The 25,273-nt window shown below is 70.5% G+C and carries 23 protein-coding genes; 14 read left to right on the forward strand and 9 right to left on the reverse strand.

Translation table 11 applies throughout. The features are described from left to right. Nucleotides 1–77 precede the first annotated feature (77 nt). Both IW249_RS24705 and IW249_RS24710 read left to right on the forward strand, forming a co-directional pair. Complete coding sequence (locus IW249_RS24705) at nucleotides 78–1,928, forward strand: family 43 glycosylhydrolase (RefSeq protein WP_372432996.1); 1,851 nt, start codon at nucleotides 78–80, stop codon at nucleotides 1,926–1,928. Nucleotides 1,929–2,269: 341 nt separating this feature from the next. Further along, complete coding sequence (locus IW249_RS24710) at nucleotides 2,270–3,631, forward strand: endo-1,4-beta-xylanase (protein ID WP_196922938.1); 1,362 nt, start codon at nucleotides 2,270–2,272, stop codon at nucleotides 3,629–3,631. A 92-nt stretch (nucleotides 3,632–3,723) separates the two neighbouring features. On the opposite strand, the gene IW249_RS24715 is transcribed toward IW249_RS24710, so the two are convergent. The 3 genes from IW249_RS24715 to IW249_RS24725 all read right to left on the reverse strand — a co-directional run bounded on the left by IW249_RS24715 (nucleotide 3,724) and on the right by IW249_RS24725 (nucleotide 7,883). Further along, on the reverse strand, nucleotides 3,724–6,591 hold the full coding sequence (locus IW249_RS24715; RefSeq protein ID WP_196922939.1) for a glycosyl hydrolase: 2,868 nt from the start codon (nucleotides 6,589–6,591) through the stop codon (nucleotides 3,724–3,726). Between the two features lie 157 nt (nucleotides 6,592–6,748). After that, nucleotides 6,749–7,147 (reverse strand): MmcQ/YjbR family DNA-binding protein, encoded by a 399-nt coding sequence (locus IW249_RS24720; protein WP_196922940.1) that lies wholly within the window; start codon nucleotides 7,145–7,147, stop codon nucleotides 6,749–6,751. A 40-nt stretch (nucleotides 7,148–7,187) separates the two neighbouring features. After that, the gene (locus tag IW249_RS24725) at nucleotides 7,188–7,883 is read right to left on the reverse strand and encodes a DUF1223 domain-containing protein (RefSeq protein ID WP_196922941.1); all 696 of its coding nucleotides are present in this window, start codon (nucleotides 7,881–7,883) and stop codon (nucleotides 7,188–7,190) included. A gap of 129 nt (nucleotides 7,884–8,012) precedes the next feature. Here IW249_RS24725 and IW249_RS24730 point away from each other — a divergent pair, with 129 nt between their 5' ends. Then, nucleotides 8,013–8,315 carry a GNAT family N-acetyltransferase gene (locus IW249_RS24730; RefSeq protein WP_196922942.1) on the forward strand — a complete coding sequence of 101 codons (303 nt, stop codon included), beginning with the start codon at nucleotides 8,013–8,015 and terminating at the stop codon, nucleotides 8,313–8,315. A gap of 20 nt (nucleotides 8,316–8,335) precedes the next feature. On the opposite strand, the gene IW249_RS24735 is transcribed toward IW249_RS24730, so the two are convergent. Then, entirely contained in the window at nucleotides 8,336–8,926 is a 591-nt protein-coding gene (locus tag IW249_RS24735; protein WP_196922943.1) for a TetR/AcrR family transcriptional regulator, read from the reverse strand. Nucleotides 8,927–9,016: 90 nt separating this feature from the next. Here IW249_RS24735 and IW249_RS24740 point away from each other — a divergent pair, with 90 nt between their 5' ends. Together IW249_RS24740 and IW249_RS24745 are read left to right on the forward strand one after the other, a co-directional pair. Then, on the forward strand, nucleotides 9,017–9,772 hold the full coding sequence (locus tag IW249_RS24740; protein ID WP_196922944.1) for an SDR family NAD(P)-dependent oxidoreductase: 756 nt from the start codon (nucleotides 9,017–9,019) through the stop codon (nucleotides 9,770–9,772). Nucleotides 9,773–9,810: 38 nt separating this feature from the next. Beyond that, complete coding sequence (locus IW249_RS24745) at nucleotides 9,811–10,527, forward strand: isocitrate lyase/PEP mutase family protein (protein WP_196922945.1); 717 nt, start codon at nucleotides 9,811–9,813, stop codon at nucleotides 10,525–10,527. A 206-nt stretch (nucleotides 10,528–10,733) separates the two neighbouring features. Here the strand turns inward: IW249_RS24745 and IW249_RS34415 are convergent, their stop codons facing one another. From IW249_RS34415 to IW249_RS24765, 4 genes are all read right to left on the reverse strand, one after another. Further along, nucleotides 10,734–11,771 carry a helix-hairpin-helix domain-containing protein gene (locus IW249_RS34415; protein ID WP_307788693.1) on the reverse strand — a complete coding sequence of 346 codons (1,038 nt, stop codon included), beginning with the start codon at nucleotides 11,769–11,771 and terminating at the stop codon, nucleotides 10,734–10,736. Nucleotides 11,772–12,122: 351 nt separating this feature from the next. Continuing rightward, nucleotides 12,123–13,466 (reverse strand): FAD-dependent oxidoreductase, encoded by a 1,344-nt coding sequence (locus IW249_RS24755; RefSeq protein ID WP_196922946.1) that lies wholly within the window; start codon nucleotides 13,464–13,466, stop codon nucleotides 12,123–12,125. A 1-nt stretch (nucleotide 13,467) separates the two neighbouring features. Then, nucleotides 13,468–13,878: a TcmI family type II polyketide cyclase gene (locus tag IW249_RS24760; RefSeq protein WP_231392645.1), complete on the reverse strand. Its 411-nt coding sequence runs from the start codon at nucleotides 13,876–13,878 to the stop codon at nucleotides 13,468–13,470. A 129-nt stretch (nucleotides 13,879–14,007) separates the two neighbouring features. Beyond that, nucleotides 14,008–14,805 (reverse strand): AfsR/SARP family transcriptional regulator, encoded by a 798-nt coding sequence (locus IW249_RS24765; protein WP_196922947.1) that lies wholly within the window; start codon nucleotides 14,803–14,805, stop codon nucleotides 14,008–14,010. Between the two features lie 424 nt (nucleotides 14,806–15,229). Between IW249_RS24765 and IW249_RS24770 the strand changes: the two genes are divergently transcribed. The 9 genes from IW249_RS24770 (at nucleotide 15,230) to IW249_RS24810 (ending at nucleotide 23,550) form a co-directional block, all read left to right on the forward strand. After that, nucleotides 15,230–15,568 (forward strand): TcmI family type II polyketide cyclase, encoded by a 339-nt coding sequence (locus tag IW249_RS24770; RefSeq protein ID WP_196922948.1) that lies wholly within the window; start codon nucleotides 15,230–15,232, stop codon nucleotides 15,566–15,568. Next, complete coding sequence (locus IW249_RS24775) at nucleotides 15,565–17,322, forward strand: acetyl-CoA carboxylase carboxyltransferase subunit alpha (protein WP_196922949.1); 1,758 nt, start codon at nucleotides 15,565–15,567, stop codon at nucleotides 17,320–17,322. The genes IW249_RS24770 and IW249_RS24775 overlap by 4 nt, the downstream gene beginning before the upstream one ends. After that, nucleotides 17,319–17,834, forward strand: a complete 516-nt coding sequence (locus IW249_RS24780; protein WP_196922950.1) for an acetyl-CoA carboxylase biotin carboxyl carrier protein — start codon at nucleotides 17,319–17,321, stop codon at nucleotides 17,832–17,834. Before IW249_RS24775 ends, IW249_RS24780 begins: the two co-directional genes overlap by 4 nt. A gap of 19 nt (nucleotides 17,835–17,853) precedes the next feature. Then, entirely contained in the window at nucleotides 17,854–19,284 is a 1,431-nt protein-coding gene (locus IW249_RS24785) for an acetyl-CoA carboxylase biotin carboxylase subunit (RefSeq protein WP_196922951.1), read from the forward strand. Then, on the forward strand, nucleotides 19,281–20,036 hold the full coding sequence (locus IW249_RS24790; RefSeq protein ID WP_196922952.1) for an SRPBCC family protein: 756 nt from the start codon (nucleotides 19,281–19,283) through the stop codon (nucleotides 20,034–20,036). Before IW249_RS24785 ends, IW249_RS24790 begins: the two co-directional genes overlap by 4 nt. Further along, the gene (locus IW249_RS24795; protein WP_196922953.1) at nucleotides 20,029–20,433 is read left to right on the forward strand and encodes a cupin domain-containing protein; all 405 of its coding nucleotides are present in this window, start codon (nucleotides 20,029–20,031) and stop codon (nucleotides 20,431–20,433) included. Before IW249_RS24790 ends, IW249_RS24795 begins: the two co-directional genes overlap by 8 nt. A 115-nt stretch (nucleotides 20,434–20,548) precedes the next feature. Next, nucleotides 20,549–21,823, forward strand: a complete 1,275-nt coding sequence (locus IW249_RS24800; protein ID WP_196922954.1) for a beta-ketoacyl-[acyl-carrier-protein] synthase family protein — start codon at nucleotides 20,549–20,551, stop codon at nucleotides 21,821–21,823. Between the two features lie 156 nt (nucleotides 21,824–21,979). Beyond that, nucleotides 21,980–23,236, forward strand: coding sequence for a beta-ketoacyl synthase N-terminal-like domain-containing protein (locus IW249_RS24805; protein WP_196922955.1), 1,257 nt, complete (start codon nucleotides 21,980–21,982; stop codon nucleotides 23,234–23,236). Further along, nucleotides 23,233–23,550 (forward strand): antibiotic biosynthesis monooxygenase family protein, encoded by a 318-nt coding sequence (locus IW249_RS24810; RefSeq protein ID WP_196922956.1) that lies wholly within the window; start codon nucleotides 23,233–23,235, stop codon nucleotides 23,548–23,550. The genes IW249_RS24805 and IW249_RS24810 overlap by 4 nt, the downstream gene beginning before the upstream one ends. 143 nt (nucleotides 23,551–23,693) lie before the next feature. Here IW249_RS24810 and IW249_RS24815 read toward each other — a convergent pair whose 3' ends face one another. Then, nucleotides 23,694–24,782 (reverse strand): AlbA family DNA-binding domain-containing protein, encoded by a 1,089-nt coding sequence (locus tag IW249_RS24815; protein ID WP_196922957.1) that lies wholly within the window; start codon nucleotides 24,780–24,782, stop codon nucleotides 23,694–23,696. Nucleotides 24,783–25,273 lie beyond the last annotated feature (491 nt).

Raw genomic sequence — 25,273 nt, forward strand, 5'->3', positions numbered from 1 at the left:
CCTCAGGAGCAACCTGTTAGCGCTAACACGTCACCCAGTCAGGCATCGCGCACGGCGCACTCTCTGTGGGAGTAATCGTGAAGGTGGAAGATCGAACCACAACCCGGGCCACCCGCCGGGCCAGGCGGGTCATCGCCTGGCTGGCCAGCATGGCCTGCGTCCTCGCCCTGATCCCCGGTACGGCCAAGGCCGACAACCCCATCGTCCAGAACATCTACACGGCCGACCCGGCGCCGATGGTGCACAACGGCCGGGTGTACCTCTACACCGGACATGACGAGGACGGGTCCACCTACTTCACCATGCGTGAGTGGCGGGTGTACTCGTCCGCGGACATGGTGAACTGGACCGATCACGGCTCGCCGATGAATCTGGCGACGTTCGCGTGGGCGGACGCCAACGCGTGGGCCGGGCAGGTCGTTCCGCGTAACGGGAAGTTCTACTGGTACGTGCCGGTGCGCCAGCGCTCCAACGGGCAGATGGTCATCGGCGTCGGGGTGGCGGACAGCCCGACCGGACCATTTCGCGACGCGCTCGGTCGGCCACTGGTCGGCAACAACGAAATCGACCCGCACGCGTTCATCGACGATGACGGGCAGGCCTATCTGTACTGGGGTAACCCGGGTCTGTGGTACGTGAAATTGAACCCGGACATGATTTCGTTCTCCGGCAGCGCGACGCGTATCCCGCTCACCACGGCGGGGTTCGGTACCCGGAGCGGTAACGCGAGTCGGCCGACCCTCTACGAGGAGGGGCCGTGGGTGTTCAAGCGCAACGGGTTGTATTACAACGTGTTCGCGGCGGAGTGTTGCTCGGAGTTCATCGCGTACTCCACGGCCACGGGACCGACGGGGCCGTGGACATATCGGGGAACGATCATGCCGCGGCAGGGCGCCAGTTTCACCAATCACGCGGGTGTGATCGATTTCCAGGGTGGTTCGTATTTCTTCTATCACAACGGCGCACTGCCCGGTGGCGGTGGTTACACGCGTTCGGTCGCTGTGGAGAAGTTCAGTTACACCAGCAATGGTCTGTTCCCGACGATCACGATGACGAGTACGGGTGCCCCGCAGGTGGGCACGCTGAACCCGTACGTGCGGCAGGAGGCCGAGACGATCGCGTGGGGCTCGGGGATCGAGACCGAAGTGTCCAGCGAGGGCGGGATGAACGTCGGCTGGATCGAGAACGGCGACTACATCAAGGTCAAGGGCGTCGCGTTCGGCGCGGGTGCGACAGCGTTCAGCGCCCGGGTCGCGTCGGCAACCAGCGGCGGCCGGATCGAGGTACGCCTCGACAGCGCCAACGGCCCGACCGTGGGCACCTGCACCGTGGGTGGCACCGGCGGCTGGCAGACCTGGACCACCAGCACCTGTTCGGTCAGCGGAGCGACCGGCACCCATGATCTCTACCTGCGCTTCGCCGGCGGCAGCGGCAACCTGTTCAACATCAACTGGTGGCAGTTCGGCGGCACCGGCGGCGGCAGCGCCACCAACCTGATCACCAACGGCGATGTGGAGAACGGCACGACGGGCTGGGGTGTGCACGGCAGCGGAACGCTCGCCAGGAACACCACAGTCGCGCACGGCGGTACCGGGTCGCTGTCCATCACCGGCCGGACCGGCGCCTGGAACGGCCCCAGCCAGGACGTGACCAGCAAGCTCACCAACGGCAAGAGCTACACCACGAACGTCTGGGTACGAGCACAGGGCGGCACCCCGTCGGCGAAGGCGACACTGTCGCTGACCGCGAACGGCACGACGAACTACCTCCAGCTGACCCCGGCGGTCGGGGTGAACGTCAACGGTTGGACCCTGCTCACCGGCACCACGACCGTGTCGTGGAGCGGCACCCTGACCAGCGCCGCCTTCTACGTCGAGACAGCCGAGGGCACCGACAGCCTCCTCGTCGACGACGCCTCGTTCCAGTGACGGGTGCTGCCGGAGCCGTGCTCGGCGCGGCTCCGGCAGCACGGCGACGTGCCCGGCCACTGCGACGGGGCGACAGGTGCCAGGCGTGATTGGTGACGACTTGACGAACGGCATGTTATCGCTCACAGTCGATGGTTGAGGGCGGCCGCACCTGTGGTTCACCGGGCGAACCTGCTGTGGCACCTCGACCCGTGACGTCCGCCCAGGGCATGCCGGACGTCGGGTCAGGACTTCCCCGCACCCGCTGCCGCGACGGCGACCGTTGCTGACGTCTCCGATGTCGCAGGAGCAGATTCGGGCGTGCGTCTCCATCGCTGCACCACCACAGAGAAGGAATCCGCATGAATCACAGAAGAGCCCTGCGAGCGGCGGTGACCATCGCCGTTGCCGGCGCCCTCGCCGCCGGTATGACGTTGACGCTGACCTCCACGGCCAGCGCCGGCACGACCCTCCGGGCCTCGGCGGCCGAGAAGGGCCGCTACTTCGGCGCGGCCGTCGCGACGGGCAAGCTCTCGACCAGCGTGTACGCGACCATCCTGAACCGTGAGTTCAACAGTGTCGTGGCCGAGAACGAGATGAAGTGGGACGCCACCGAGCCGCAGCAGGGTCGGTTCAGCTACACCGGTGGTGATCGTCTGGTCAGTCACGCGCAGGCCAACGGCATGAGCGTGCGGGGTCACGCGCTGCTGTGGCACCAGCAGCAGCCGGGCTGGGCGCAGGGCATGTCCGGCAGCGCGTTGCGCAACGCGGCGATCAACCACGTCACGCAGGTGGCGACGCACTTCCGAGGCAAGATCCACTCGTGGGACGTGGTGAACGAGGCGTTCGCCGACGGCGGTAGTGGCGGGCGTCGGGACTCGAACCTTCAGCGCACCGGGAACGACTGGATCGAGGCGGCGTTCCGGGCGGCGCGGGCGGCGGATCCGGGTGCGAAGTTGTGTTACAACGACTACAACACCGACGGGATCAACGCGAAGTCGACGGGGATCTACAACATGGTGCGGGACTTCAGGTCCCGTGGCGTGCCGATCGACTGCGTGGGTTTCCAGTCGCACCTGGGCACCTCGCTGGCCGGTGACTACCAGGCCAATCTGCAGCGTTTCGCTGATCTCGGTGTGGATGTGCAGATCACCGAGTTGGACGTGATGACCGGTGGCAACCAGGCCAACATCTTCGGCGCCGTCACCCGCGCCTGCATGAACGTCTCCCGTTGCACCGGCATCACGGTGTGGGGGGTGCGCGACTGTGACTCGTGGCGTGGGTCCGACAACGCCCTGCTGTTCGACTGCAACGGCAACAAGAAGGCCGCGTACACCAGCGTTCTGAACGCCCTCAACGCCGGCCCCGCCATCCCCACGGACCCGCCGACCGACCCGCCGACGGACCCGCCGACCACCCCGCCGCCGGGAACCGGTGGCTGCTCGGCGTCGGTGTCGCTGAACTCGTGGACGGGCGGTTTCGTGGCCACAGTGAAGGTGACCGCCGGCTCCGCCGGAACGAGCGGGTGGAACGTCAGCGCCACGCTTGCGAGCGGTGCCAGTGTCACGAACACCTGGAGCGCGACGGCCAGTGGCTCCAGCGGCACGGTCCGGTTCGCCAACGTGGACTACAATGGCCGGCTCGGCGCGGGCCAGGTCACCGAGTTCGGCTTCCAGGGCACGGGCAGTGGGGCCGGCATCACGCCGACCTGCACCGCCTCCTGAGCACGACTGACTGACCGCAGACGTCGGCCGGTGTGGGGGACCGATCCTGGTCCTCCACACCGGCCGACGCCGTGTCGCGACGATCAGGTCGATCAGGAGTATGGAAGCCGCAGCACCGACTGGTTGCCGATGCCCACAGTGGTCGGGTTGTTGCCGATAGCCGACCACACCTCCACCCGGACCGTGCCGTTGCTCAGCGCGCCCAACGTGCCCGTGGCCGAGGACAGGCCGGCGTTCTGGGTGTAGTGCTCGTAGCCGGTGACCGGGTCGGTGGCGAAGTAACGCAGCGTCTCCACCCGTTCCCAACTGCCGTTGCCGGTGAGGTCGTAGGAGATCCGCACCTGCACGCCGTTGCCGACCGCCGTCCCGGCGTCCACGAACAGGTCGAACGCCGTCTGCCCGCCGGCGTAGGCGAGGTTGAGGCCGGTCGCCGTGAAGACCTGGGCGTTGGTGGGCGTACCGTCGTGGTTTCCGTTCGCCGCCGCGACCGTCGTCGTGGCCGCGCTACCGGCGGCGCCCAACCCACCGCCGGGCAACAGGTACCGCGTCGGGTTGCCCGGCGTCGGCGGCGGGGTGGTCGTCGGCGGCGGGGTGGTCGGCGTCGTCGGGGGGACGCCGCCGGCCGCGTTGCCACCACTCCAGGTGTACGCCCCGGTGGTGGCCGTCTTGCCGGCTCCCACGGTGAGCGTGGTGCCGTTGGAGAACGTCACAGTGATCGGCGCCGCCGTCGGGTTCGACGCCACGTAGGTGCGAGCCCCGTTGCGGGAGAAGACCGCGGACAGCGGATGGTTGCCGGTCACGGTCGTGTCGACATTGCCGAGGGCCGCGAGGTTGCGGATCCAGTGGAACGTGTGTGCCCGACTCTCGCCCTCCTCCGGGGTGTAGCCCGGGTTCGCGCGGAGGTTCGCCAGTGCCGTGTCGGGGTCGCCGAGGGCGTGGAACTGCCAGAGGATGTCCTGCCACACTGTCGGTTGTCCGCCGTTGTTGCGGACGAGCTCGGCGTAGTTGGTCCGCACGTACGCCGGGTTGTTGCCCAGGTAGAGGTGACCGCCGGTGACCGGGAGCAGGTTGATGCCCTGGATCATCTCCGGCTCGCCACTGAACCAGGTGGCGTACGCGCCGCCGTCGCCCCAGACCATGCCGACCGTCGAGTGCCCGAACGCGCTGGGGAAGTTCTGGTCGCTGACGTCGAACCAGTACTCCTGGATGGCCGCGGCCTGCGTGGTGTAGAGGAAGACGCCGGCGTCGCGGACGGCCGTGTCACCGGTCGTCTGCCCCCACTGGATCAGGGCGCTCGCGAAGTTCATCCCCTCCGACGAGGACTCCTGGTTGTTGCCGGAGCCGAAGGACCCGTGCCCGGACGCCCAGTCGTGGCCGGCGTAGATGTCGAAGTCCCGCAGGTACGGAAAGCGGGTGTCGTCGCGACGGTAGTTGTTGGCGTCCCGGATCAGCAGGTCGACCATCCCGCCGTAGCGGCTGGTGGCCGCCCAGGTCGGGTCGAACTTCGCCAGGGTCGCGGCAGCGGCGATGTAGTAGCCGTAGTGGAAGTGGTGGTCGTTGAGCTCCTGGTCGGACCCGTACGACGCCGGGTAGCCGATCAGGGTGCCCCAGTTGTTGTCGTAGTAGAAGACCCGGCTGGTCTTGCCGCTGGACGCGGTGAACCAGTCGGTGAGGGTGCTGCGGATCGCGTTCAGCGCGCTGTCGCGCGTCGTGACGTCGTTGACCTGGTCGGCGATCTCGGCGATCCGCGCGGCCCGGCCGAGCCCCTTGCCGGTCCAGTAGGTGTCGTTGCCACGTTGGTCCATCGGGTTGGCGCGGGTGGCGGCCAGGTGCCCGGTGAGCGTCGCCAGGTCAGCACCGCTGCCGTCGCCGACGGCCGGCAGCTCCGGCAGGATGCCCTGGAACTTCATGGCGGTGCGGAACTGGTTGACGCCGGTGAGCACCTTCATCCGGCCGCGCGCCGACGGGTAGGTCGGCGTGATCGCGGTGGAGCCGCTCAGCGACTTCCACTGGTGCGGGTAGAGGCTGACCACGGTCTGCGTGGCGGTGCCCTCCCGGGCGGTGGTGGTGAACGCGTACGTGGTGGTCAGGCCGCTGCTCGCGGGGTTGTAGGCGTACGAGACCTGGGTGCCGGTCACGTGGGCGTGGGCGTACCGGCCGTAGGTAGCGGCCAGCTCGGCGCGCTCGGTTGCGCTCGACGTCGGGGGCAGGAGGGCGACGGAGAAGTAACCGCGACCGGCCAGGGTGGACGAGATCCGACCCGACGCCACGGTCCAGTTGGCGCCGCTGGGCGCGAACCCGACGTAGTCGTGGCCGTTGACCCGGAAGCCGATGGTGGCGCCGCTGTTGGACCAGACGTCGGGGGTGCCGGCGGTGCTGATCTGCGCGTTCCCGCCGGTGGTCTGGAAGTACGCGAAGGGCAGACCGTGGCCGATGGTCGCGCGCATGGTGCGCGTTCCGTCGCTCCAGTGCGGGCTGACCGTCCAGTCCGTCCAGCCGTCGACCTTGACCAGGGGTGCGGCGAGCCCGGCCACACCGACCCGGATGTCCTGCACGTACGGGTAGTGGAACTCACCGACGCCGGTGGCGGTGCCGCTGATGGCGGGAGTGGAGTTGGCGGAGAAGCCGAGCCCGTCACCGAAGGTGTCGTACGAGATCGGGTGGGCGTGCAGCGGTTCGCTGAAGGAGCAGTCGGTGCGCTTCCACAGTAGGGAGGACCACCAGTCGTTCGTGGGTATCGGACCGGTGGGCGCGTTGGCGGTGGCGAACTGCCGGGGGTTGCTGGACATCGCGCCGCAGCCGCTGGGGAGCGGGCCGACCGGGGTGGTGGTGTAGCTGCCGGCGCCGACGGGTGCGGCTTCGGCCGCGCGGGTGACGGGGATGGCGAGGCCGCCGACGACCAGGGCCAGCGCGGTGGCGGCGGCCAGGGCCCATTGGCGGTGGGGGACGGGAGGTTTCATCGTGCCTCCATCGCGCGCGCCGGGTGCGGCCCTTGCCGGGTCCAGCGCTTTGCGTCTGAATTGGGGGGAAGGTCAGGTGAGAGAGCGCTCTCTCGGCAACGGTAATGGAGTACCGAGATCCCCGTCAATGTGTCCAACCCGTTGCGTGCTGATGTCGCTATTTGCCGGCGGCGGCACGGTCCCCCAGCGGTTCGCCCTCACGGTCGCTCACCAGCGAGTCCGGCACACGCATCCGCCACGCGTCCGTCACCAGCTCGGTCAGCCGGTCCAGGTCGACCGCCGCCAGGCGCAGCAGCACCAGGGGCAGGCCGTGGTAGCCGGGCGTGGTGAAGAAGATCTCGGGCTCCCCGAGCAGGAGAGCCTGCTTCTCGGCCTCGTCGCCGACGAACAGCACAGCGATGTCGAGCCGGATCACCCGAGGCTTGCCCGGTACCCGCTCCGGATAGGACCAGACGAAACCCTTGTCGGCCACCCGGAAGTCGAAGCCGTCACTGGGAATCTCCACCGTGTGCGGCAGGGCCAACGCCACCCGGCGTACGTCGTCCGCGTCAGCCACCGAACCCCCTCGCACCGCGCACCATCCGCATGCGCCGAGATTACGCGGTGGACAGCTCGACGGCTGTGGCGCCGACGATCGCCCGTTCGCCGTTCTCCTGGACATAGCCGACCACGCTCGCGTTCCGCGGATCGAGATCAGGTGGCGTGGCCAGCTCCATCTGCCCCCGCTCGGCGTCCAGGCCCACCGACCGGAAGGCGCGTACGACGTTGTCCTGCCGCAGCGTCCGCCCGGCGTTCTCGCCCCGGGCGATGTTGCTGGTCAGATCCCGTTCCACGACCGCCACGTGCAACACCGCGCGCTCCGGCGGCCGTTCGGCCCGGTAGTCCACCATCACCCGGTCATTGCCCACGTTGGCGATGGAGAGCGTCAGTGGTGTGGTGGCGGTCGCGGCCACGGCGGACATGATCGCGCCGGCCGCCCGTCGGCGATCGGAACCGACGAACTCGACGGTGCCGTTGACGACCATCTGCGGGGTGTACAGACCTCGGGTGCCGAACGCGCGGGCGTACGCCTCCTGCCGCGCGGTGTACGCCGCGTCCGCGAACTGGTCGGGCCAGCCCAGGTCGTCCCAGTAGTCGACGTGGAAACCGAGGGCGAAGACGTTCTGTCCCCGATCCCGGGCGTCGCGCTCGATCTCGCTCAGCAACTCCTCCGCGGGAGGGCAGCTGTTGCAGCCCTGGGACGTGAACATCTCGACGACGGCGAAGCCGCCGTCGGCCGATGGATTCGTCATGGTGGCGTGTCTCCTCCCACGGTCTGGCCGGCGGCGCTGCGTTCCCGTTTCGGCAACGACAATGCGCGGGCGCCGCGTCCCTGCCGGCCTCGCGGGGAGTGCCGCCAGGCCGGGTGGTTGGATGGTCGGGTGCAGTTCACCGTGACAGACGCGCCGGCGCGGGAGCGTTTCGAGGCGCGCGACGAGTCGGGCGCGGTCGTCGGGTTCGTCACCTACCAGCTGACCGGCGCGATCATCGCCTACACCCACACCGAGGTCGATCCGGCGTACGAGGGCAAGGGCGTCGGGTCGACGCTGGCGCGGGCCGTGCTGGACGACGCCCGGGGCAAGGGCCGGACCGTCGTGCCGATCTGCCCGTTCATCGCCGACTGGGTGGTCAAGCACCCGGAGTACGAGAGCATCGTGGTCCGGTCCACCCGCAAGATCAAATAAGCGCGCGCCGCCGGGCGTTGTCAGGCGTCCGGTAGGAGCGTGGCGGCGAGGGTGCGGGCGGTCGCGGTCAGGGTGTCGATGTCCAGCCCGGTCCGCCCCATGAACACCAGCCCCTGCTGCGCGGCGAGCAGCGCGCGCGCCGTCTCCACCGGGTCGGCGTCGCGCGGTAGGTCACCCTCGTCCTGGGCCCGCCCGACGCTCTCGGCGACCAGGGCGGTCGTCGCCTCGTAGGTGCGCCGCGCCTCGGCGAGAACGTCGGGGTCGCTGGTGGCGAGTTCGTACGTGCTGTTGGCCATGAGGCAACCGCGCCGAGCGGCGGCTCCGCCCGGGTCGTTCACCGGCGCCATGACGAACGCGCGCAGCGCGTCCAGGGCGCGGGGAGCGGACGCGAGCATCTCGCGCAGGTAGCCGCCGCTGGTGTCGGTGTATTCCCGCAGCGCCCGCAGGAACAACCGGTGTTTGTCACCGAAGGCGCCGTAGAGGCTGCCCTTGCCCAGCCCGCTGACGCGCACCAGGTCTTCCAGCGAGGTCGCCGCGTAGCCGGCGTCCCAGAACTGGTCCCGGACGGCGCGGATCACCTGCTCCTCGTCGAACTGTCGTGGCCTGGCCATGTGACCAGCGTAGCAATTATTGACCGATCGGTCCACCAAACGTATGGTGGACCGATCAGTCAATAACCAGATCGCCTGGAGGACCAACCCATGACACAGCCTCTTGCCGGCAAGGTCGCCCTCGTCACCGGCGGTTCCCGCGGTCTCGGCGCGGCCACGGCCCGCGCTCTGGCCGACGCCGGCGCGGACGTCGCCATCACCTACGTCGGCTCTGTCGACAAGGCCGCCGCCGTCGTGGAGGAGCTGGAGGGCCGGGGGGTACGCGCCCTCGCCCTGCAGAACGACCAGGCGGACAGCTCCCGCGCACCGCAGCTGATCAACGACGTCGTCACCCGGCTCGGTGGCCTGGACATCCTGGTCAACAACGCCGCGATCTCCCTGGAGCAGGGCAGGACGGTCGACGACCCGGACGTCGACGTGGCCATCCTGGACCGGATGCACGCCACCAACTACACCGGCGTCATCGCGATCATCCGCGCGGCGGCGAAGGTGCTGCGCGACAACGGGCGGATCGTCAACATCGGCTCCGGAATCGGCACCCGCGTCGGGGTACCCGGCCTCGCCGACTACGCCGCGACCAAGGCCGGGTTGGTCGGCTACACCCGCGGTGTCGCCCGCGACCTGGCGCCGCGCGGCATCACCGTCAACATGCTGCAGGCCGGGCTGATGTTGACCGGGATGGAGCCACCGTCCCCGGACATGCTCAAGGGCATGGTGTCCAGCCTCGCGATCCAACGGGTCAGCGACCCCGCCGAGACCGCCGCGGCCATCGTGTTCCTGGCCAGCCCCGCGGCCTCGTACATCACCGGCGCCGTGCTTGACTCCAACGGCGGATACACCGCCTGAGCCCCGCCCCTCCGCAGCCCCGTCGGGAGACCCCAACGATGACAGCCGCCACTTTCCGTGCCCTGCACCACGACCGTGCCGCCGGCGACCCGCTCGTCCTGCCGGGCCCCTGGGACGCCGCCAGTGCCCGGGTGCTGGCCGACGCCGGTTACCCGGCGCTCGCCACCCCGAGCGCGGGTGTCGCCGCCTCGCTCGGCTACGAGGACGGCGCGACCCCGCCGGACGAGATGTTCGCGGCGGTCGCCCGCATCGTCCGCGCCGTGTCCGTTCCCGTGTCCGCGGACGTCGAGGGCGGTTACGGCCTCGCCCCTCGCGAGCTGGTCGGGCGGCTGTTGGAGGCCGGCGCCGTCGGCTGCAACCTGGAGGACTCGGAGGGACACGCCACCCTCAAGGACCCGCGGCGGCACGCCGACTGGCTGGCCGAGGTACGCGCGGAGGCGGGCGACGATCTCTTCATCAACGCGCGCGTCGACACCTTCCTGGTCGGGACGGGTGACCCGGCCGACGCGGTGGAACGCGCCCGCCTCTACGTGGCGGCCGGCGCCGACTGCGTCTACCCGATCCTGGCGCCACCGCAGGTGCTCCCGCAGCTGCGGGAGGGCATCTCCGGGCCGATCAACATGGCCGCTGGACCGGACCGGGAGTCCGTGGCCGAGCTGGGCCGGCTGGGCGCCACACGCATCACCTTCGGCCCGGGCATGCAGCGGTACGCGATGGCGTCGATCGGCGACCTCGCGGCCGAGCTGCGCGCCTGAGGCTGCACGTCACTCCCGCGCTAACGCCGCGCAGCCGCGCGGCCTGGGGTTCCTGCAAGTCGGGGTGTCCGGGGCGGGTGGATGGCGCGGTTTCCTGAAAGCCGAGTCGATCACCGAGACGGTGGCGTGGGGGATTCTCGGCAGCTACGGACAAGCCCCCGGCGCGCCGTCGTAGTGACGGCTGCCGGGGGCTCGAAAACAGGCGGTCAGGCCTGGTTGCCGTTCGGCAGCACCGCCGCCATCTCCTCGCCGGCGCCGGCGAGCACGCGCGCCTGCTGCGGCCAACTGGCCAACCCCGGTGCGGCGCGCAGGCCGGCGGCCCGGATCAGGTCGCGCAGCGCCGGCTCGTCCAACTCGCCGAGCTGGCCGTACGTGCGCACGCCGGCGTCCTGCAACGCGGCCGCCATCTTCGGCCCGATTCCCTGAATCCGGCGGAAGTCGTCGGCCGGGCCCGTCGGGTCGGCGTCGACGCTGCTGATCGTCGTGTCGGAGCCCGACCGGACCGGAGGGGTCGCGGTGCTGACCGGCCGGACCGGCGGCGTTGCCACCGCCGACCGCTCGGCCTCCGCAGCGTCGACTGCGGAATCGGCCTGGGCCGGCTCGGCGTTCACGGAGTCGGCCTGCGCCAGCGTCGGGTCGACCGCCGCGGCCTTGGTCTCCGCATCGTCGGCCGGCGCGTCGTCGGCCGGCGTCGCGTCGGCGGGCGCGCTGTCGACGGTGGTGGCCGCGACCGGCGCGTCGTTGGCGGGCGGGAGGTCGTCCGCGGGCTGCCGGGGAGAGACCACGGCGGCGGCCGGGGCGGTCTGCTCGTCGACAGTGACCGGCTCGGGGGCCGATTCCTGACGCAGTTCCTCGACGTCGGATTGCTCGGTCGCCGGTACCGGTGGCGGGTCCTCGGTCAGCGCCATGTCCGCCGGGTCGGCGGTGCTCGGTGCGTCCGCCGGCACGGGCACCGGCGTGGGACCGTCCGGTCCGGTCACCGCGGCTGGCGCGCTGACCGTGTCGACCGGCACCGGCTCGTCGGCGACCGCGGCGGGTGCCGGGTCGACGGCGGCCGCGGGCCGGGCCTCGTCGGTGGTGGCAGCGGGCGTGGGCGTTTCGATGACGGCCAGGCCGGCGACGGGGTCACCATCCACTATCGAATTGCCCTGTACGCCCCGCCGGCCGCGCAGCAGCCACCCGGCGGCCAGGCCCAGCAACAGTGCCAGCACCAGTATCAGCGAGTGTCCGAAAGACCACGCCACGGCGAACCTCCCTCTCAGCTCGTTGGAAAAGTCACGAGAAAAACTCGCCGCAGCTTCGCACACGCGTATTGCCGGCGAGAGAGAGGATCGGCCGACAGCGTTGAGGGTGGGCCAGCCACCTCAGTCGGTGCCTGCCGGGTGACACAGCGTCGCCCAATCACACCAGAATCCGACAGGTTGAGACGAGGACCGGAAGGACCGTGACCCGGCAGGGCCCGGACGCGATGAGATCGAAGCCGGGGTACGGAACGGACCTCGGCGAGACCGGCCTGGCACAACCGCGCCGGACATGATGCGACCCGGGCCCGGCGAGGGACGCCGAGCCCGGGTCGGGCGATGCGGGGTTCAGTCTCAGTCACCCTCGTAGGTGTGGAATTCGTCGACGAACCGGCGCCGGAGCGGCGGCACCCGGCTGGTCACTCCGAAGTAGCCGCGCGCGCCGAGCAGCGCGAGCCGGCCCACCACCGGCCGGTACATCCGGTCGTCGCCGTTGGTGCCGCTGCGGTTCAACGACTCGGCGACCCGCGCGAAGCCGTACGGTGCCATCACCGCCTCGTAGTCGGCGACCGCCTGGAGCAGTGTCTTGTCGCCGGCGGTGGCGCGGCTGAGCTGCGCGCAGAGCAGGCGGGCGTCGCGCAGCGCGGTGTTCGCGCCCACGCCGCGACCCGGGGTCATGGTGTGGATGGCGTCGCCGAGCAGGGTGACGGTGCTGCTCTTCCAGGGCGGCACCGGCTCGGAGGTGGACACCTTGATCGGTAGGGCGCTGGCCGGGTCCGCGTGGGCGAGCAGTTCCCGCAGGTGCGGGTGCCAGTTCGAGGTGAGGTTCAGGGCGACCTGCACCAGGTCCTCGCCGCGGCGTTCCATGATGTCTGCCGGGAATCGGTTGGCCGCACTCCAGATGATCAGGTTGATGTTGTCGGTGGTGGTGTCGTGGGCCAGGCCGGGCCAGTCTCGGAGCCGGGCGGCGTCGGCCTCGCTGACGCCGGGCTTGATCGCACGGTCGGCGTCCCACTTGAACTCCATGACGTGCAGCACGCCCATCATCCCGCCGACGCCGAAGATCAGCGAGATGCCCTGCTGAACCCGCTCCGGAATGAGACCGCTGGTGTGCGGGGTCAGCGGGATCCGAGTGGCGATGTTGATCGTCCCGGCGTCGCGGGTGACGGCGTGCGGCAGGTACTGGCGGCGTACGGCGGAGTGCGTGCCGTCGGCCGCCACCAGCAGGTCGCCGGTGGCGCTGGTGCCGTCGGCGAAGTGCGCGGTGACCGTGCCGTCGTCGCGTTGCTCGTACCGGGTGAAGGTCTTGTCGAACTGCACCACGTCCTCCAGGCCGGTCAGCAGCACCTGGCGCAGCACCATCCGGGCCACCGAGTGTTCGGTGCGTACCGGGTCGGCGCTCGGCCGCAGCCCGAACGTCGCGGTCTGGCGGAGCCTCTGGGTGACGACGTTGAAGTAGTGCGGCGGCCGGGCGCAGGTGGCCAGGAAGGTGGCGAACAGTTCGGGGGGCAGGCACTCCCGTAGCGCCCGGCTACCGGTGGGGCCGATGCCGACCCGGTAGCCGAGCAGCCCTTCGGTGCGGTCGCGGTGTCGTTCGTAGACGGCGACGCTGATCCCGGCGCGGCGCAGGCCGTGCGCCAGGCACAGCCCTCCCGTGCCGGCGCCGATGATCAGGACGTGCGGCGGCGCGGCGGACATGTCAGCCGGCCGGGTGCGCGGCGGGCGCCTCGCTGCTGGCCGGTCGTGGAGCGGGCGCGTCGGCGCTGGCTGGGCGCGCAGTGGGCGCCTCGGCCGCGTCCCACCGGTAGAAACAGCCGGCGATCGCGTCCCGGGGGGAGCGCCAGGTCGGCAGGTACGGCGACGTGTGCGCGGAGAGCCGCTCGTTGACCTGCTTGAAGAGCGGGTGGTTGCGGGCCGCCGCGAGCGCGTCCGGGTCGACGTCGTCCGAGGTCTCCAGCAGGTGTACGCACAGGTCGTGCAGGCAGTACAGGGATCGGTGCGTGACGCCGGTCAGGCCGGGGAGTTCGGTGGCGTCGGATTCGGCGAAGATCTGCGCGACCCGCCCCTCCGCTCCTGGGATGATCCGGCTGACGATCAGTAGACGACTCATGGGACCCCTTCCGCCGGTGGCCTGCCCGACCCCTCGGGGACCGGTGCCACGTGCTCTGTGCGCCCACCGTGCCGCAGCACCTGTCACATCACCGTCACGTACGCCGGGCGGTCGGTGACGGGCGGCGCGTCACGTACGCCGGACGGCGGGTGACGGGCGGTCGGTGATGGCCTCGCGGCTGGCCTGCCGGATCGGGGCGAGCGTGTCGTCGAGCAGGGCGCTCATGGCGGGGCTCGGCTCCAGCCGCAACTCCCGGCGCAGGAGGTCCCGGTAGACGTAGAAGGCGTGCACCGCTTCGAAGGCGTTGCCCTCGGCCAGGTGGATGCGGACCACCAGCCGGTGTGGTGTCTCCCGTAGCGGCTCGGCGGCCATCGCCTCCAGCGCCGCTTCGAGGGCCTCGCCGTGCCGCCCCGCGGCCAGGTGGTGCCCGGCTACCTGTTCCAGCATGTGCAGGCGCAGTTGGCGCAGGCGCTCCCGGTCCAGTAGCACCCAGTCGTCGTACCAGCCGGGGAGGAGGTCGTGCCGCCCGGCGGCGAGTGCCCCGGCCGCGGTGCGGGGGTCGTCGCCGTCCCGGACCCGGGCCGCGGTGCCGACCAGGTCGTCCACGTCGAGCCGGACCGCCGGGCCGAGGCGTACGGTGTCGCTGGCCACTGTCATCGGGCAGCACGGGTCCTGTCGGAGCCGCCACAGGGCGGTACGTAGGGAGGACAGCGCCCGTTCCTCCGACGCGTCGGGCCAGAGCAGCCCGGCGAGCTGGCTGCGGGTGGCGCCGGGGCGGAGCCCGATCAGCGCGATCACCCGTTGCAGCCCGCGTGGCACCACGACCGGCACGGCCTCGCGGAGGAGTCGGAAGCCTCCGAGCAGGTGCAGTGAGACGCCCTCGTCGGGCGGGTCTCCGGCGGTCGGCACGGACGGATCAGCGGCCACGGCGGCACCCCCTGCGGAACGCTCGTCCCGACTGTCTGCTGTGTCCCGGATCGGTTGCCCGCGACGCCACTGTCGACCCCGCCGACGGAGGCGTGGTCGGGCGCGGCCCCGCCCACCGAGGCCGCCGGGCTGACCAATCTGAAGATTATCAATGATGGTCACGTTGAGTCAACGTCAGCGGCGCCGTCTATTAGTGACAGTCAACCCGAGATCGGTTCTGAACTGCATAAACATTAGCGAGCGGAGAGCGCTGGGCGCATAGCTGATACACAGGTTGCGTCAACGCAGCGTCACCGCCATGCGTCGCTGGTCGGCCCGGCGCGGTGACGCCGCCGTGACGAGGATCGGCGCATCGTGTCGGCAGTCGTCCAGCGCGTCCGGGGGCCACCCGTCGCCGGCCGGACGTCGTGGGGGGAGGCCCAGTATGGAGCGATCGCTGATCGTCGCGAAGGTGGATCCGACCGCCGAGGAGCGGGTCGCCGAGATCTTCGCCGAGTCGGACGCGACGGAGCTGCCGCGCCTGGTCGGTGTCCGGCACCGCTCGCTGTACCGACTGCACGACCTCTACGTGCATCTGCTCGAGACCGCGCAGCCGGCGGAGGGCGCGGTGGAGGCCGCTCGTGACCACCCCGAGTTCATCCGGGTCAGTGACCGCCTGCGACCGTACGTCTCGCCGTACCTGCCGACCTGGCGCTCGCCGCGCGACGCCATGGCGCGGTGCTTCTACCGGTTCGACGCGCCGGACGGCGGGCGGCGGTCGTGACGGCCACCGCGCCGCATGAAGAGCAGCTCTGGTCCCGCTGCGCCGGATGCGCCAGCCTGCTCTACCGCAAACGGCTGCGCCGCAACCTCGACGTCTGTCCGGAGTGCGGGGAACATGCCCGACTCGGCGCGCCGGAACGCCTGCGCCAGCTGGTCGACCCGGGTTCCCTGCGTCTGCTGCCCGACCTGCTGCCGGAGGCGGACCCGCTCGACTTCGTCGACGTGCTGCCGTACCCGCACCGGCTCACCGGCGCCCGGGCCAGCACCGGCCTGGCCGAGGGGGTCGTCTGCGCCACGGCCACCATCGGTGGGCACCCGGTGGCCCTGGCGGTGATGGATTTCCGCTTCCTCGGCGGCAGCCTGGGCTGCGCGGTGGGCGAGCTGATCACCCGGGCGGCCGAACGGGCGCTGGACGATCGCACTCCGCTCGTCCTGGTCACCGCCTCCGGCGGGGCGCGGATGCAGGAGGGTGCGCTGTCGTTGATGCAGATGGCCACTGTCAGCCAGGCCATCGCCGCGCTGCGCGAGGCGGGGCTGCTCACCGTGAGCGTCCTCACCGACCCGACCTACGGCGGGGTGGCCGCCTCGTTCGCCACCAACACCGACCTGGTGCTCGCCGAGAGCGGCGCGCGGATGGGCTTCGCCGGCCCCCGGGTGATCCGCCAGATCACCGGTCGGGCCCTCCCGGAGGGCTTCCAGACTGCCGACTTCCTGCTCCGACACGGGCAGGTCGACATGGTGGTGCAGCGAAGGTCGCTGCGTGGACGGCTGGTGGCGCTGCTCGCCGCGACCCGCGCCGGCCGTCCGGCGCGTCCGCCCGTACCCCGGCAGGAGCCGGCGTCGCACCGCGAGCGTCTCGCCGACGACGGCCTGGCTCTCGCGCGGCCGGCGGTCGAGGGAGACGCCGGCACCCCGGGAGCGGGCGACACCCCGGCGGTACGCGACGCGTGGGACACCGTCCGGATGGCGCGGCACCCCGGACGACCGACCACACTGGACTACCTGGACTCCGTCTTCGACGGGTTCGTGGAGCTGCACGGCGATCGGCTCGGCGCGGACTGCCCGGCCATCGTCGGTGGAGTGGCGCGGCTGGCCGGCCGGCACGTGATGGTCATCGGCCACCAGAAGGGGCACACCACCGCCGAGCTGGTCGCCCGCAACTTCGGCATGGCCAGCCCCGCCGGGCACCGCAAGGCGCTGCGGCTGATGCGCCTCGCGGCCCGCCTCGGCCTGCCCGTGGTCACCCTCGTGGACACCCCGGGCGCCGACCCCGGAGTGAGCGCCGAGGAGCAGGGCCAGGCGGCGGCCATCGCCGAGAACATCCTCACCCTCACCGTGCTGCCCACCCCCGTGCTCGCGGTGATCACCGGCGAGGGCGGCAGCGGCGGCGCGTTGGCGCTGGCGGTGGCCGACCGGGTGCTGATGCTGGAGAACGCCGTCTACTCGGTGATCAGCCCCGAGGGGTGTGCGGCGATCCTCTGGCCGGACCGTTCCGCGGCGCCGCAGGCGGCCCGCGCGTTGCGACTGACCGCGCCCGACCTGCGTCGGCTCGGGGTGGTCGACGAGGTCGTGTCGGAGCCGACGAGCGCCGCGCACGACGACCCGGCGGAGACCGCCCACCGTTTGCGGGCGGCCCTGCTGGCCAATCTCCTGCCGCTGCTGGACGTGCCGCCCGCCATGCTGGTCCGCCTGCGCCGGCAACGCTTCCGGCGGTTCGGCGCGAACCGCGCCGGCGCCCGGGCGGGCCTGCGATGACCGCCGGTGATGGTGCGCTGTCGACAGTCGACGCGTCCGACGAGGTCGGGGTGGACGGCGAGGAGGCGCTGGCCGGGCTACGCCGGCAGGCGCAGCACCTGATCGCCGAACTGGCCGGGCCGGTGCGCCGGATCCGGCTGCGCAGCGGGCCGGCGGTGCTGGAGGTCGAGTGGCACCCCGAAGACGCGAGCCGACCGGACCTACCCGCCGTACCGGCCCAGGCGACGCCGACGGCGCCGCCGCCAGCGGCGATCCGGCCGCCGGTGCCCGGGCCCGCCGCGGTGCGGGCACCGATCGTCGGCACCTTCTACCGGGCGCCGGAGCCCGGCGCGCGGCCGTTCGTCGCGGTGGGCGACCTGGTCCGCCCGGGCCAGCCGGTCGCCATCGTCGAGGCGATGAAGCTGATGAACGAGGTGACCACCGACCGGGCCGGCCGGGTGGCCGCGATCCTCGTCGAGGACGGCCAGCCGGTCGAGTACGACCAGCCGCTCGTCGAACTGGACCCGGCGTGACGGCGCGGGGTGGTTGACCATGTTCGAGACAGTGCTGATCGCCAACCGGGGCGAGATCGCGCTGCGGGTGCTGCGCGCCTGCAAGGAGCTCGGCGTCCGGACTGCGGTGGTCTACTCCGCCGCCGACGCCGACTCGGCGGCGGTCCGCCTCGCCGACCAGGCCGTCCGGATCGGACCGGCGTCAAGTCGGCGCAGCTACCTCAACGCCGCCGCCATCGTGGAGGCGGCCCGGCAGGTGGGCGCGCAGGCCGTGCACCCCGGCTACGGCTTCCTCTCCGAGGACGCCGACTTCGCCGAGATCTGCGCCGACAACGGGCTGACGTTCATCGGCCCCCCACCTGCGGTGATGGCCGCGCTGGCCGACAAGTCCTCGGCACGGGCACTGATGAGCCGCGCCGGCCTGCCGCTGTCGCCGGGCAGTGTCGCGCCGGTGCCGACCGCCGCCGCGGCGGCCGAGGTGGCCGAGGCCGTCGGCTACCCGGTGATCGTGAAGGCCGCCGCCGGGGGCGGGGGCCGGGGGATGACAGTGGTGCACACCCCGGGTGAGCTGCGCCGGGCGTACGCGCGCACCCGGGCCGCCGCGCAGGCCGCCTTCGGCGACGACCGGGTGTACGTCGAGCGGTACCTCACCGAGGCGCGGCACGTCGAGGTGCAGGTGCTCTGCGACGCCCACGGCAACGGCGTGCACCTGGGCACCCGGGACTGCTCGGTGCAGCGCCGGCACCAGAAACTGGTCGAGGAGGCCCCCGCCCCGGCACTGCCCGCCGCCGTTCTCGACACCATCGCCGAGACCGCGCTGCGGGGGGCGCTCGAGGTCGGCTTCGTCGGTGCCGGCACGTTGGAGTTCCTGGTCGACGCCGAGGAGAAGTTCCATTTCCTGGAGATCAACTGCCGGATCCAGGTGGAGCACCCGGTCACCGAGATGGTCACCGGGATCGACCTGGTGCACGAGCAACTGCACATCGCCGCCGGGGTGCCGCTGCGCTGGCGGCAGGAGGAGATCCGCCTGCACGGCGTCGCTGTGGAGTGCCGGGTCAACACCGAGGACCCCGCGCGCGGCTTCGCCCCCACCCCGGGACGGTTGGAGCGGTTCACCCCGCCCGGCGGCCCGTTCACCCGGGTGGACACCCACGCCAGCGCCGGATACCTGGTCGGCCCCTGGTACGACTCCCTGCTCGCCAAGGTGATCGTCTGGGCGCCCGACCGGGAGTTGGCCCTCAACCGCCTGGAGCGGGCCCTGGACGAGTTCGACATCGCGGGTCCGGGCGTGCACACCACCATCCCGTTCGTCCGGCGGGTGCTCGACGACGCCGCATTCCGCAAGGGCCGCTACACCACCGGCCTGGTCGACCGCCTGCTCGCCGCCCCGGCGCGGGGGCCGGCGGCCACTCCCGCACCGCGCACCGCGCCCGCCGCAGATCCCGACGCAACCCACAGGAGGACCCGATGACCGTCACCCATGGTCGCCCGATGACCGCCGAGATCACCGACATCCTGGTGGCGCACTGCGGGCTGGACGCCGACGCCGCGGCCCGGGCGCCCGCCGCGTCGCTGGAGGAGTTGGGCATGGACTCGCTCGCCCTGCTGGAACTGTCGGCGGTCGTATCCGACCGCTGGCAGGTGAGCATCCCCGAGCAGGCCGGGCAGCTGAGCATCCCCGCCGTGGCCGACCTGGTCGCCCGCCGCGCCGACCCGCCCGGGCACACCGAGAACAGCGTGGTCATCCAAGCGCCGCTGGGCCTGGTCTGGGAGGTCACCAACGACGTGGCGAACTGGACCGAGCTGTTCACCGAGTACGCCGTGGTGGAGATCCTGCACCGCGAGGGGCACACGGTGCGGTTCCGGCTCACCATGTACCCCGACGAGAACGGGGTGTCCTGGAGTTGGGTCAGCGAGCGCACCGCCGACCCGGTGAGCAGGCAGGTGCGGGCGCACCGGGTGGAGACCGGGCCGTTCGAGTACATGCGCATCCACTGGCGTTACACCGAGGAGGCCGACGGCACCCGGATGACCTGGACGCAGGACTTCGCGATGAAGCCGACCGCGCCGGTCGACAACGCGGCGATGACCGAGCGGATCAACACCAACAGCGTGATCCAACTCGCGGTGATCAAGGACCGGTTGGAGCGGATCGCCTGGCAGCGCGCCGACCAGGGCAGCACGACCGCCAGCGACGCGCCGACGGGAGCCGACGATGAGTGACCTGAGCACCCGCCCGATCGCCGCCCGGGACGTACCCGCCGACCGCCGTCGCGGCGGTGAGCTGCGGGTGCTGCTCGGCCCCCGCACCGTCGGCAGCACCTCGGGCTTCCTCGGGGTGGCCACCCTCGAACCGGGGGAGCGGATCGCCGAGCACTACCACCCGTACAGCGAGGAGTTCCTGTACCTGGTGCGGGGCGCGATCACCGTCGACCTGGACGACCAGCCGACGCTGCTGGCCGCCGGCGAGGGGCTGTTCGTACCGGTGAACGTGCGGCACCGGCTGCGCAACACCGGCGTCGAGCCGGCCGAGGTGGTCTTCCACCTGGGCCCACTCGCCCCCCGGCCCGAGCTGGGTCACGTCGACACCGAGCTTGTCGAACAGCGGGGCACGTCGTGAGCGCGAGGAGTGAGCCGGGTTTGCGAGCCCCGCAGTCGCGAACCATCGATGGCAGCGTGAGCGCGAGGAGTGAGCCGGGTTTGCGAGCCCCGCAGTCGCGAACAGAGGTGACGCGATGACCGGGCGCCGCACGGTGGTGACCGGGATTGGGGTGGTCGCCCCGGGCGGCGCCAGCCGGGACCGCTTCTGGAAGACCATCACCGAGGGGCGGACCGCCACCCGGCGGATCAGCTTCTTCGACCCGTCGGCGTTCCGATCGCAGATCGCGGCGGAGTGCGACTTCGACCCGGTGGCGGCGGGGCTCAGCGAGGCCGAACTGCGGCGGGCCGACCGGTACGTGCAGTTCGCGCTGGCCTGCTCCGCCGAGGCGGTGGCCGACGCCCAGTTGGTGCTCACCGACGCGGAACGGGACCGGGCCGGAGTGGTGCTGGGCACGGCGGTCGGCGGCACGATGGCGTTGGAGCAGGAGTACGTCACAGTGAGCGAGCACGGCCGGCGCTGGCTCGTGGACGGGGCGCGCGGTGGCCCGTACCTCTATCAGGCGTTGGTGCCCAGCAGCCTTGCGGCGGACGTGGCCTGCCGGCACGGGTTGCACGGCCCGGCGCAGGTGGTCTCCACCGGTTGTACCTCCGGTATCGACGCCATCGGGTACGCCCACCAGATGATCGTGGACGGTGAGGCGGACGTGATGCTGGCCGGTGCGGCCGACTCGCCGATCTCGCCGGTCACTGTCGCCTCGTTCGACGCGATCAAGGCGACCAGCCCGGACAACGACGACCCGGCCCACGCCTCCCGGCCGTTCGACGCCGACCGGCACGGATTCGTGCTGGCCGAGGGCGGGGCGGTGCTGGTGCTGGAGGAGGCTGGGCACGCCCGGCGGCGCGGGGCGCACATCTACTGCGAGGTGGCCGGCTACTCCAGCCGCAGCAACGGCTTCCACATGACCGGGCTGAGGCCGGACGGGCTGGAGATGGGCCTCGCCGTCACCGACGCGCTCAAGCAGGGCCGGATCCTGCCCGAGCAGGTCTCCTACATCAGCGCGCACGGCTCGGGCACCCGGCAGAACGACAGGCACGAGACGGCCGCGTTCAAGCGGGCGCTGGGCCAGGCCGCGTACCGGGTACCGATCAGCTCGATCAAGTCGATGGTGGGGCACTCGCTCGGCGCGATCGGGTCGATCGAGATGGCCGCGTGCGCCCTCGCCATCGAGTTCGGTGTGGTGCCGCCGACAGCGAACTGGAGCACCCGGGACCCGGAGTGCGACCTGGACTACGTACCCAACGAGGCGCGGGAGGTCCCGGTGGACGTCGCCCTCTCGGTGGGCAGCGGGTTCGGCGGTTTCCAGTCGGCGATGGTCTTCCGCCGGATGCTCGGCACGGTGGCGGCGTGAGCGAGCGTAGCGAGCGAACCATCAGGCACAGCAGCGTGGCGTCTCACGCCGGCGCGGAGCGAAGCGGAGTGCTGGCGTGAGTGAGCGTAGCGAGCGAACCATCAGGCACAGCAGCGTGGCGTCTCACGCCGGCGCGGAGCGAAGCGGAGTGCTGGCGTGAGTGCCGAGGTCGCTCGCGCCGTGGTGACCGGCATCGGGGTGGTCGCGCCGAGCGGCATCGGCGCGGACGCGCACTGGCGCACGGTCCTCGCCGGCACCCGCCGGACCGGGCCGATCACGTTGTTCGACCCGTCCGGCTATCCGACCCGCTTCGGTGGGGAGGTGCCCGGCTTCACCGCCGACTCCTACGCCGACAGTCGGCAACTGGTGCAGACCGACAGGTGGACGCACCTCGGGTTCGCCGCTACCCGACTGGCGTTGGCCGACGCCGGCCTACCCGACCGGGCCCCCGACCCGTACGGCTACGCGGTGACCCTGGCCAGCTCGTCCGGGGGCAACCTGTTCGGTCAGCGGGAGCTGCAACGCCTGTGGGGCGGCACGTCGCGGACGGTCGGGGCGTACCAGTCGATCGCCTGGTTCTACGCGGCCAGCGTCGGGCAGCTCTCCATCCACCACCAGTTCAAGGGCCCGAGCGGGGTGCTGGTCGCGGAGTCGGCCGGTGGACTGGACAGCCTGGCGCACGCCGCCCGCGCGGTGCGCCGGGGCACCCCGGTGGTGATCGCCGGGGCCACCGAGTGCCCGCTGAGCCCGTACGCGCTCGCCTGTCAGCTGCGCTCGGGGCTGCTCAGTGACGTCGCCGACCCGGAGCGGGCGTACCGGCCGTTCGACGCCACGGCCAGCGGCTACCTGCCGGCCGAGGGGGGAGCGGTGTTCGTGGTGGAGGAGCTGGGGCACGCCCTGGCCCGGGGCGCCCGGGTCTACGGCGAGGTGAGCGGGTGGGGCTCCACCCACGACGCCGCACACACCACGGCGGAGAGCACCGGTGACCCGGCCCAGTACGCGCGGGCGATGCGCCTGGCCCTGGACCGGGCGGGCGTCGCCGCGGCCGGGATCGACGTGGTGCTGCCCGACGCGCTCGGGGTGCCCCGCTACGACCGCAGCGAGGCCGAGGCGCTGCGTGCCGTGTTCGCCGACCGGCCGCCCCCGGTGACCACGCAGAAACCGCTGACCGGACGGGCGTACCAGGGCGGCTCGGCGTTGGACGTGGCCACCGCGCTGCTCGCCTTCGCCCACGACACGCTGCCCGCGTCGGCGGGGCCGGACGAGGTGGCCGAGGGCTGCGAGTTGGACTTCCTGCGCGAGCACCGCCGGCCGCGCAGCCGGCTCGCGCTGGTCTGCGCGCGGGGCTTCGACGGGTTCAACAGCGCGCTGGTCCTGCGTGGGGCCGCGCCGATGAGGGGAGAGGCGTCATGAGCGACAAACGGGCCCGGGTGGTCTTCCTGGTACGGGTGCCGGTGCCGCGCACCGAGCAGTTCCTCGCCGCGTACGAGGAGGTGCGGCACCTGGTCGCTGGCGGCGTGCCGGGGCACCTGGTCGACCAGGTGTGCCGTTCGTCGACCGACCCGGAACAGTGGTTGATCACCAGTGAGTGGGCGAGCCTGGCCGACTTCGAGGACTGGGAACGCACCCCGGAGCACCGGGACCTGGTGCGCCCGATGCGGGAGTGCTTCACCGACGCCCGTTCGCTGCGCTTCCACATCCACGCCCAGACCCCGGCCCTGGCCTGACGCTCCACCCTCGCCCGGTGATCGCGACGTTGTTGGCATGATCAGGTGATGAGAAGTAGGTCCCAGGGGCGCCACTGACCTACTTTTCATCACCTGATATCAGGGGCCGACGCCATCGGCCCACCCGCAATTAAATTATCACATTACTCACTCTTGATCAGCGCTACTCTGGCCGCGACCAGTAGAGAATGCACGGCTTCCGCTGACATGTTCCACCGGGCATCTCCAATCCGTGTCGGTATCGTAATGGAGGCACCATTTGTTCGCCCTTCCAGTGTGACTCCACCCTTAACGAGGAAGGGTTTGAGGTATTCAGGCTGAGGTGGAATGAGGATCGCCATGAAGTGGCGTCCGAAATGTTCTAGAAGGTGCAGCTCCATCCCTTCCACGGGAGGCACCACTCTCTGTTTCGCTATCTGATTATAGGACTCGATGGACAAGGAGCCGACGGAGCAGCCGGCCGCACTAGTAATAACATCCTGGCCCGCCTTGTTTCTGGAGGTCTTCATCCCTATGATGAGTAGTGCCCCCTTCTCAGTATTGGCAAGTGCGGCCAAATCCATCGCGTACTCATGTTTCTGGTTTTCATTTTGAAAACCGTACCCCTTCTCTTTAACCTCTAGGAACGCGGACTCCGCCTGCCCTAGGAGGCCTTCGGGGCGCCCGGAGGCGACGAGGGAGAAAGCGCTAATGGGTGACCTTGGATCGATCTTGTCTGGACCCACAATCAAGCCGAGCAGGTCTGTGAATTCTGCAATTCTTCCGACCGTCCACGAATCACCGAACAGTAGCCGGAACTCCATGTAGTTCCCGCTACTTCCGTACTCCATATATTTGATGCGTAGTGCGGTGATATTGTAAGATCGAAAAATTGGGCCGGTAGCGTTTCCAGCCTCGACCTCGACGTGCATCCACGGGTCGAGTACACCAACCTCCGCGACCAGTCGGCCCTCGGAGTCGAATTCGAGGAGCAGGCTTATCCTTGCAGACTCGTCAATCGGTCTGCGGTGCCGGTGTCCATCGACAAGACTCACGTAGAGCGTCAACTCTCGCAGGTGACTCTTTACGCTCCCGGCGACTAGCGCAAGCGCTTCTCTCAATTCAGTGACGGTCATTTTTTCAAACCGTGAGATGTGGGTTGCGCTGTGGGAATTGAAATCTTCGGTCAACTTCAGTGATTTGCCCAAGGCGATGGCGCATTCGTCAAGGTCCCAGCCTACCCGATCAATCATCAGACCATGTTGGACCCACCTCCCCTCGAACGCAACACCGTTGCGGTGACGGAGCGCCCCAGTGAGGGATGCAGTGCGTTCGTGCGTTGCTACTTCTTGTCATGCTCTTAGGTGCGCCGAATCGCCCCGAAGGTGACGCACGAACTGGCCCCTTGCTGGTGTGAGGGCGATCTGTTCGTGGTGCAGAACAAGCACGGGATACTTTCTCGCTATCCCGAAGATCCTTCAGTCTCGAGCCACTGCCCTTCGGATGCGGTTGCTATCACGGTGATTCGTCGTGGTAGTTGTCCAGCCAGGTACACGGTCATCCGGCAAACGTCTGCCTCCCGCCAGCACCACTGTCCGATGCGGGTGCAGCTTCATGGGAACGCGGAACGACAGAATTTTCGGAGCGTCGTTGAACAGTTACTCCGAGGTCTCGGGGCGGATAGTTGAAGCGCAATGCGGGCGAGCCGGGGCCTGCCGGTCACCTCGCGCAGGTAAGGCAGGCG

It is taken from the genome of Micromonospora vinacea (genome assembly GCF_015751785.1).
GTDB classification, from domain to species: domain Bacteria; phylum Actinomycetota; class Actinomycetes; order Mycobacteriales; family Micromonosporaceae; genus Micromonospora; species Micromonospora vinacea.

Coding starts and splice junctions, on each gene's coding strand:
- IW249_RS24710 (WP_196922938.1), top strand. CDS start 2,270: ATGAATCACAGAAGAGCCCTGCGAGCGGCGGTGACCATCGCCGTTGCC.
- IW249_RS24715 (WP_196922939.1), bottom strand. CDS start 6,591: ATGAAACCTCCCGTCCCCCACCGCCAATGGGCCCTGGCCGCCGCCACC.
- IW249_RS24725 (WP_196922941.1), bottom strand. CDS start 7,883: ATGACGAATCCATCGGCCGACGGCGGCTTCGCCGTCGTCGAGATGTTC.
- IW249_RS24735 (WP_196922943.1), bottom strand. CDS start 8,926: ATGGCCAGGCCACGACAGTTCGACGAGGAGCAGGTGATCCGCGCCGTC.
- IW249_RS24740 (WP_196922944.1), top strand. CDS start 9,017: ATGACACAGCCTCTTGCCGGCAAGGTCGCCCTCGTCACCGGCGGTTCC.
- IW249_RS24745 (WP_196922945.1), top strand. CDS start 9,811: ATGACAGCCGCCACTTTCCGTGCCCTGCACCACGACCGTGCCGCCGGC.
- IW249_RS24755 (WP_196922946.1), bottom strand. CDS start 13,466: ATGTCCGCCGCGCCGCCGCACGTCCTGATCATCGGCGCCGGCACGGGA.
- IW249_RS24760 (WP_231392645.1), bottom strand. CDS start 13,878: ATGAGTCGTCTACTGATCGTCAGCCGGATCATCCCAGGAGCGGAGGGG.
- IW249_RS24770 (WP_196922948.1), top strand. CDS start 15,230: ATGGAGCGATCGCTGATCGTCGCGAAGGTGGATCCGACCGCCGAGGAG.
- IW249_RS24780 (WP_196922950.1), top strand. CDS start 17,319: ATGACCGCCGGTGATGGTGCGCTGTCGACAGTCGACGCGTCCGACGAG.
- IW249_RS24785 (WP_196922951.1), top strand. CDS start 17,854: ATGTTCGAGACAGTGCTGATCGCCAACCGGGGCGAGATCGCGCTGCGG.
- IW249_RS24790 (WP_196922952.1), top strand. CDS start 19,281: ATGACCGTCACCCATGGTCGCCCGATGACCGCCGAGATCACCGACATC.
- IW249_RS24795 (WP_196922953.1), top strand. CDS start 20,029: ATGAGTGACCTGAGCACCCGCCCGATCGCCGCCCGGGACGTACCCGCC.
- IW249_RS24800 (WP_196922954.1), top strand. CDS start 20,549: ATGACCGGGCGCCGCACGGTGGTGACCGGGATTGGGGTGGTCGCCCCG.
- IW249_RS24810 (WP_196922956.1), top strand. CDS start 23,233: ATGAGCGACAAACGGGCCCGGGTGGTCTTCCTGGTACGGGTGCCGGTG.
- IW249_RS24815 (WP_196922957.1), bottom strand. CDS start 24,782: ATGATTGATCGGGTAGGCTGGGACCTTGACGAATGCGCCATCGCCTTG.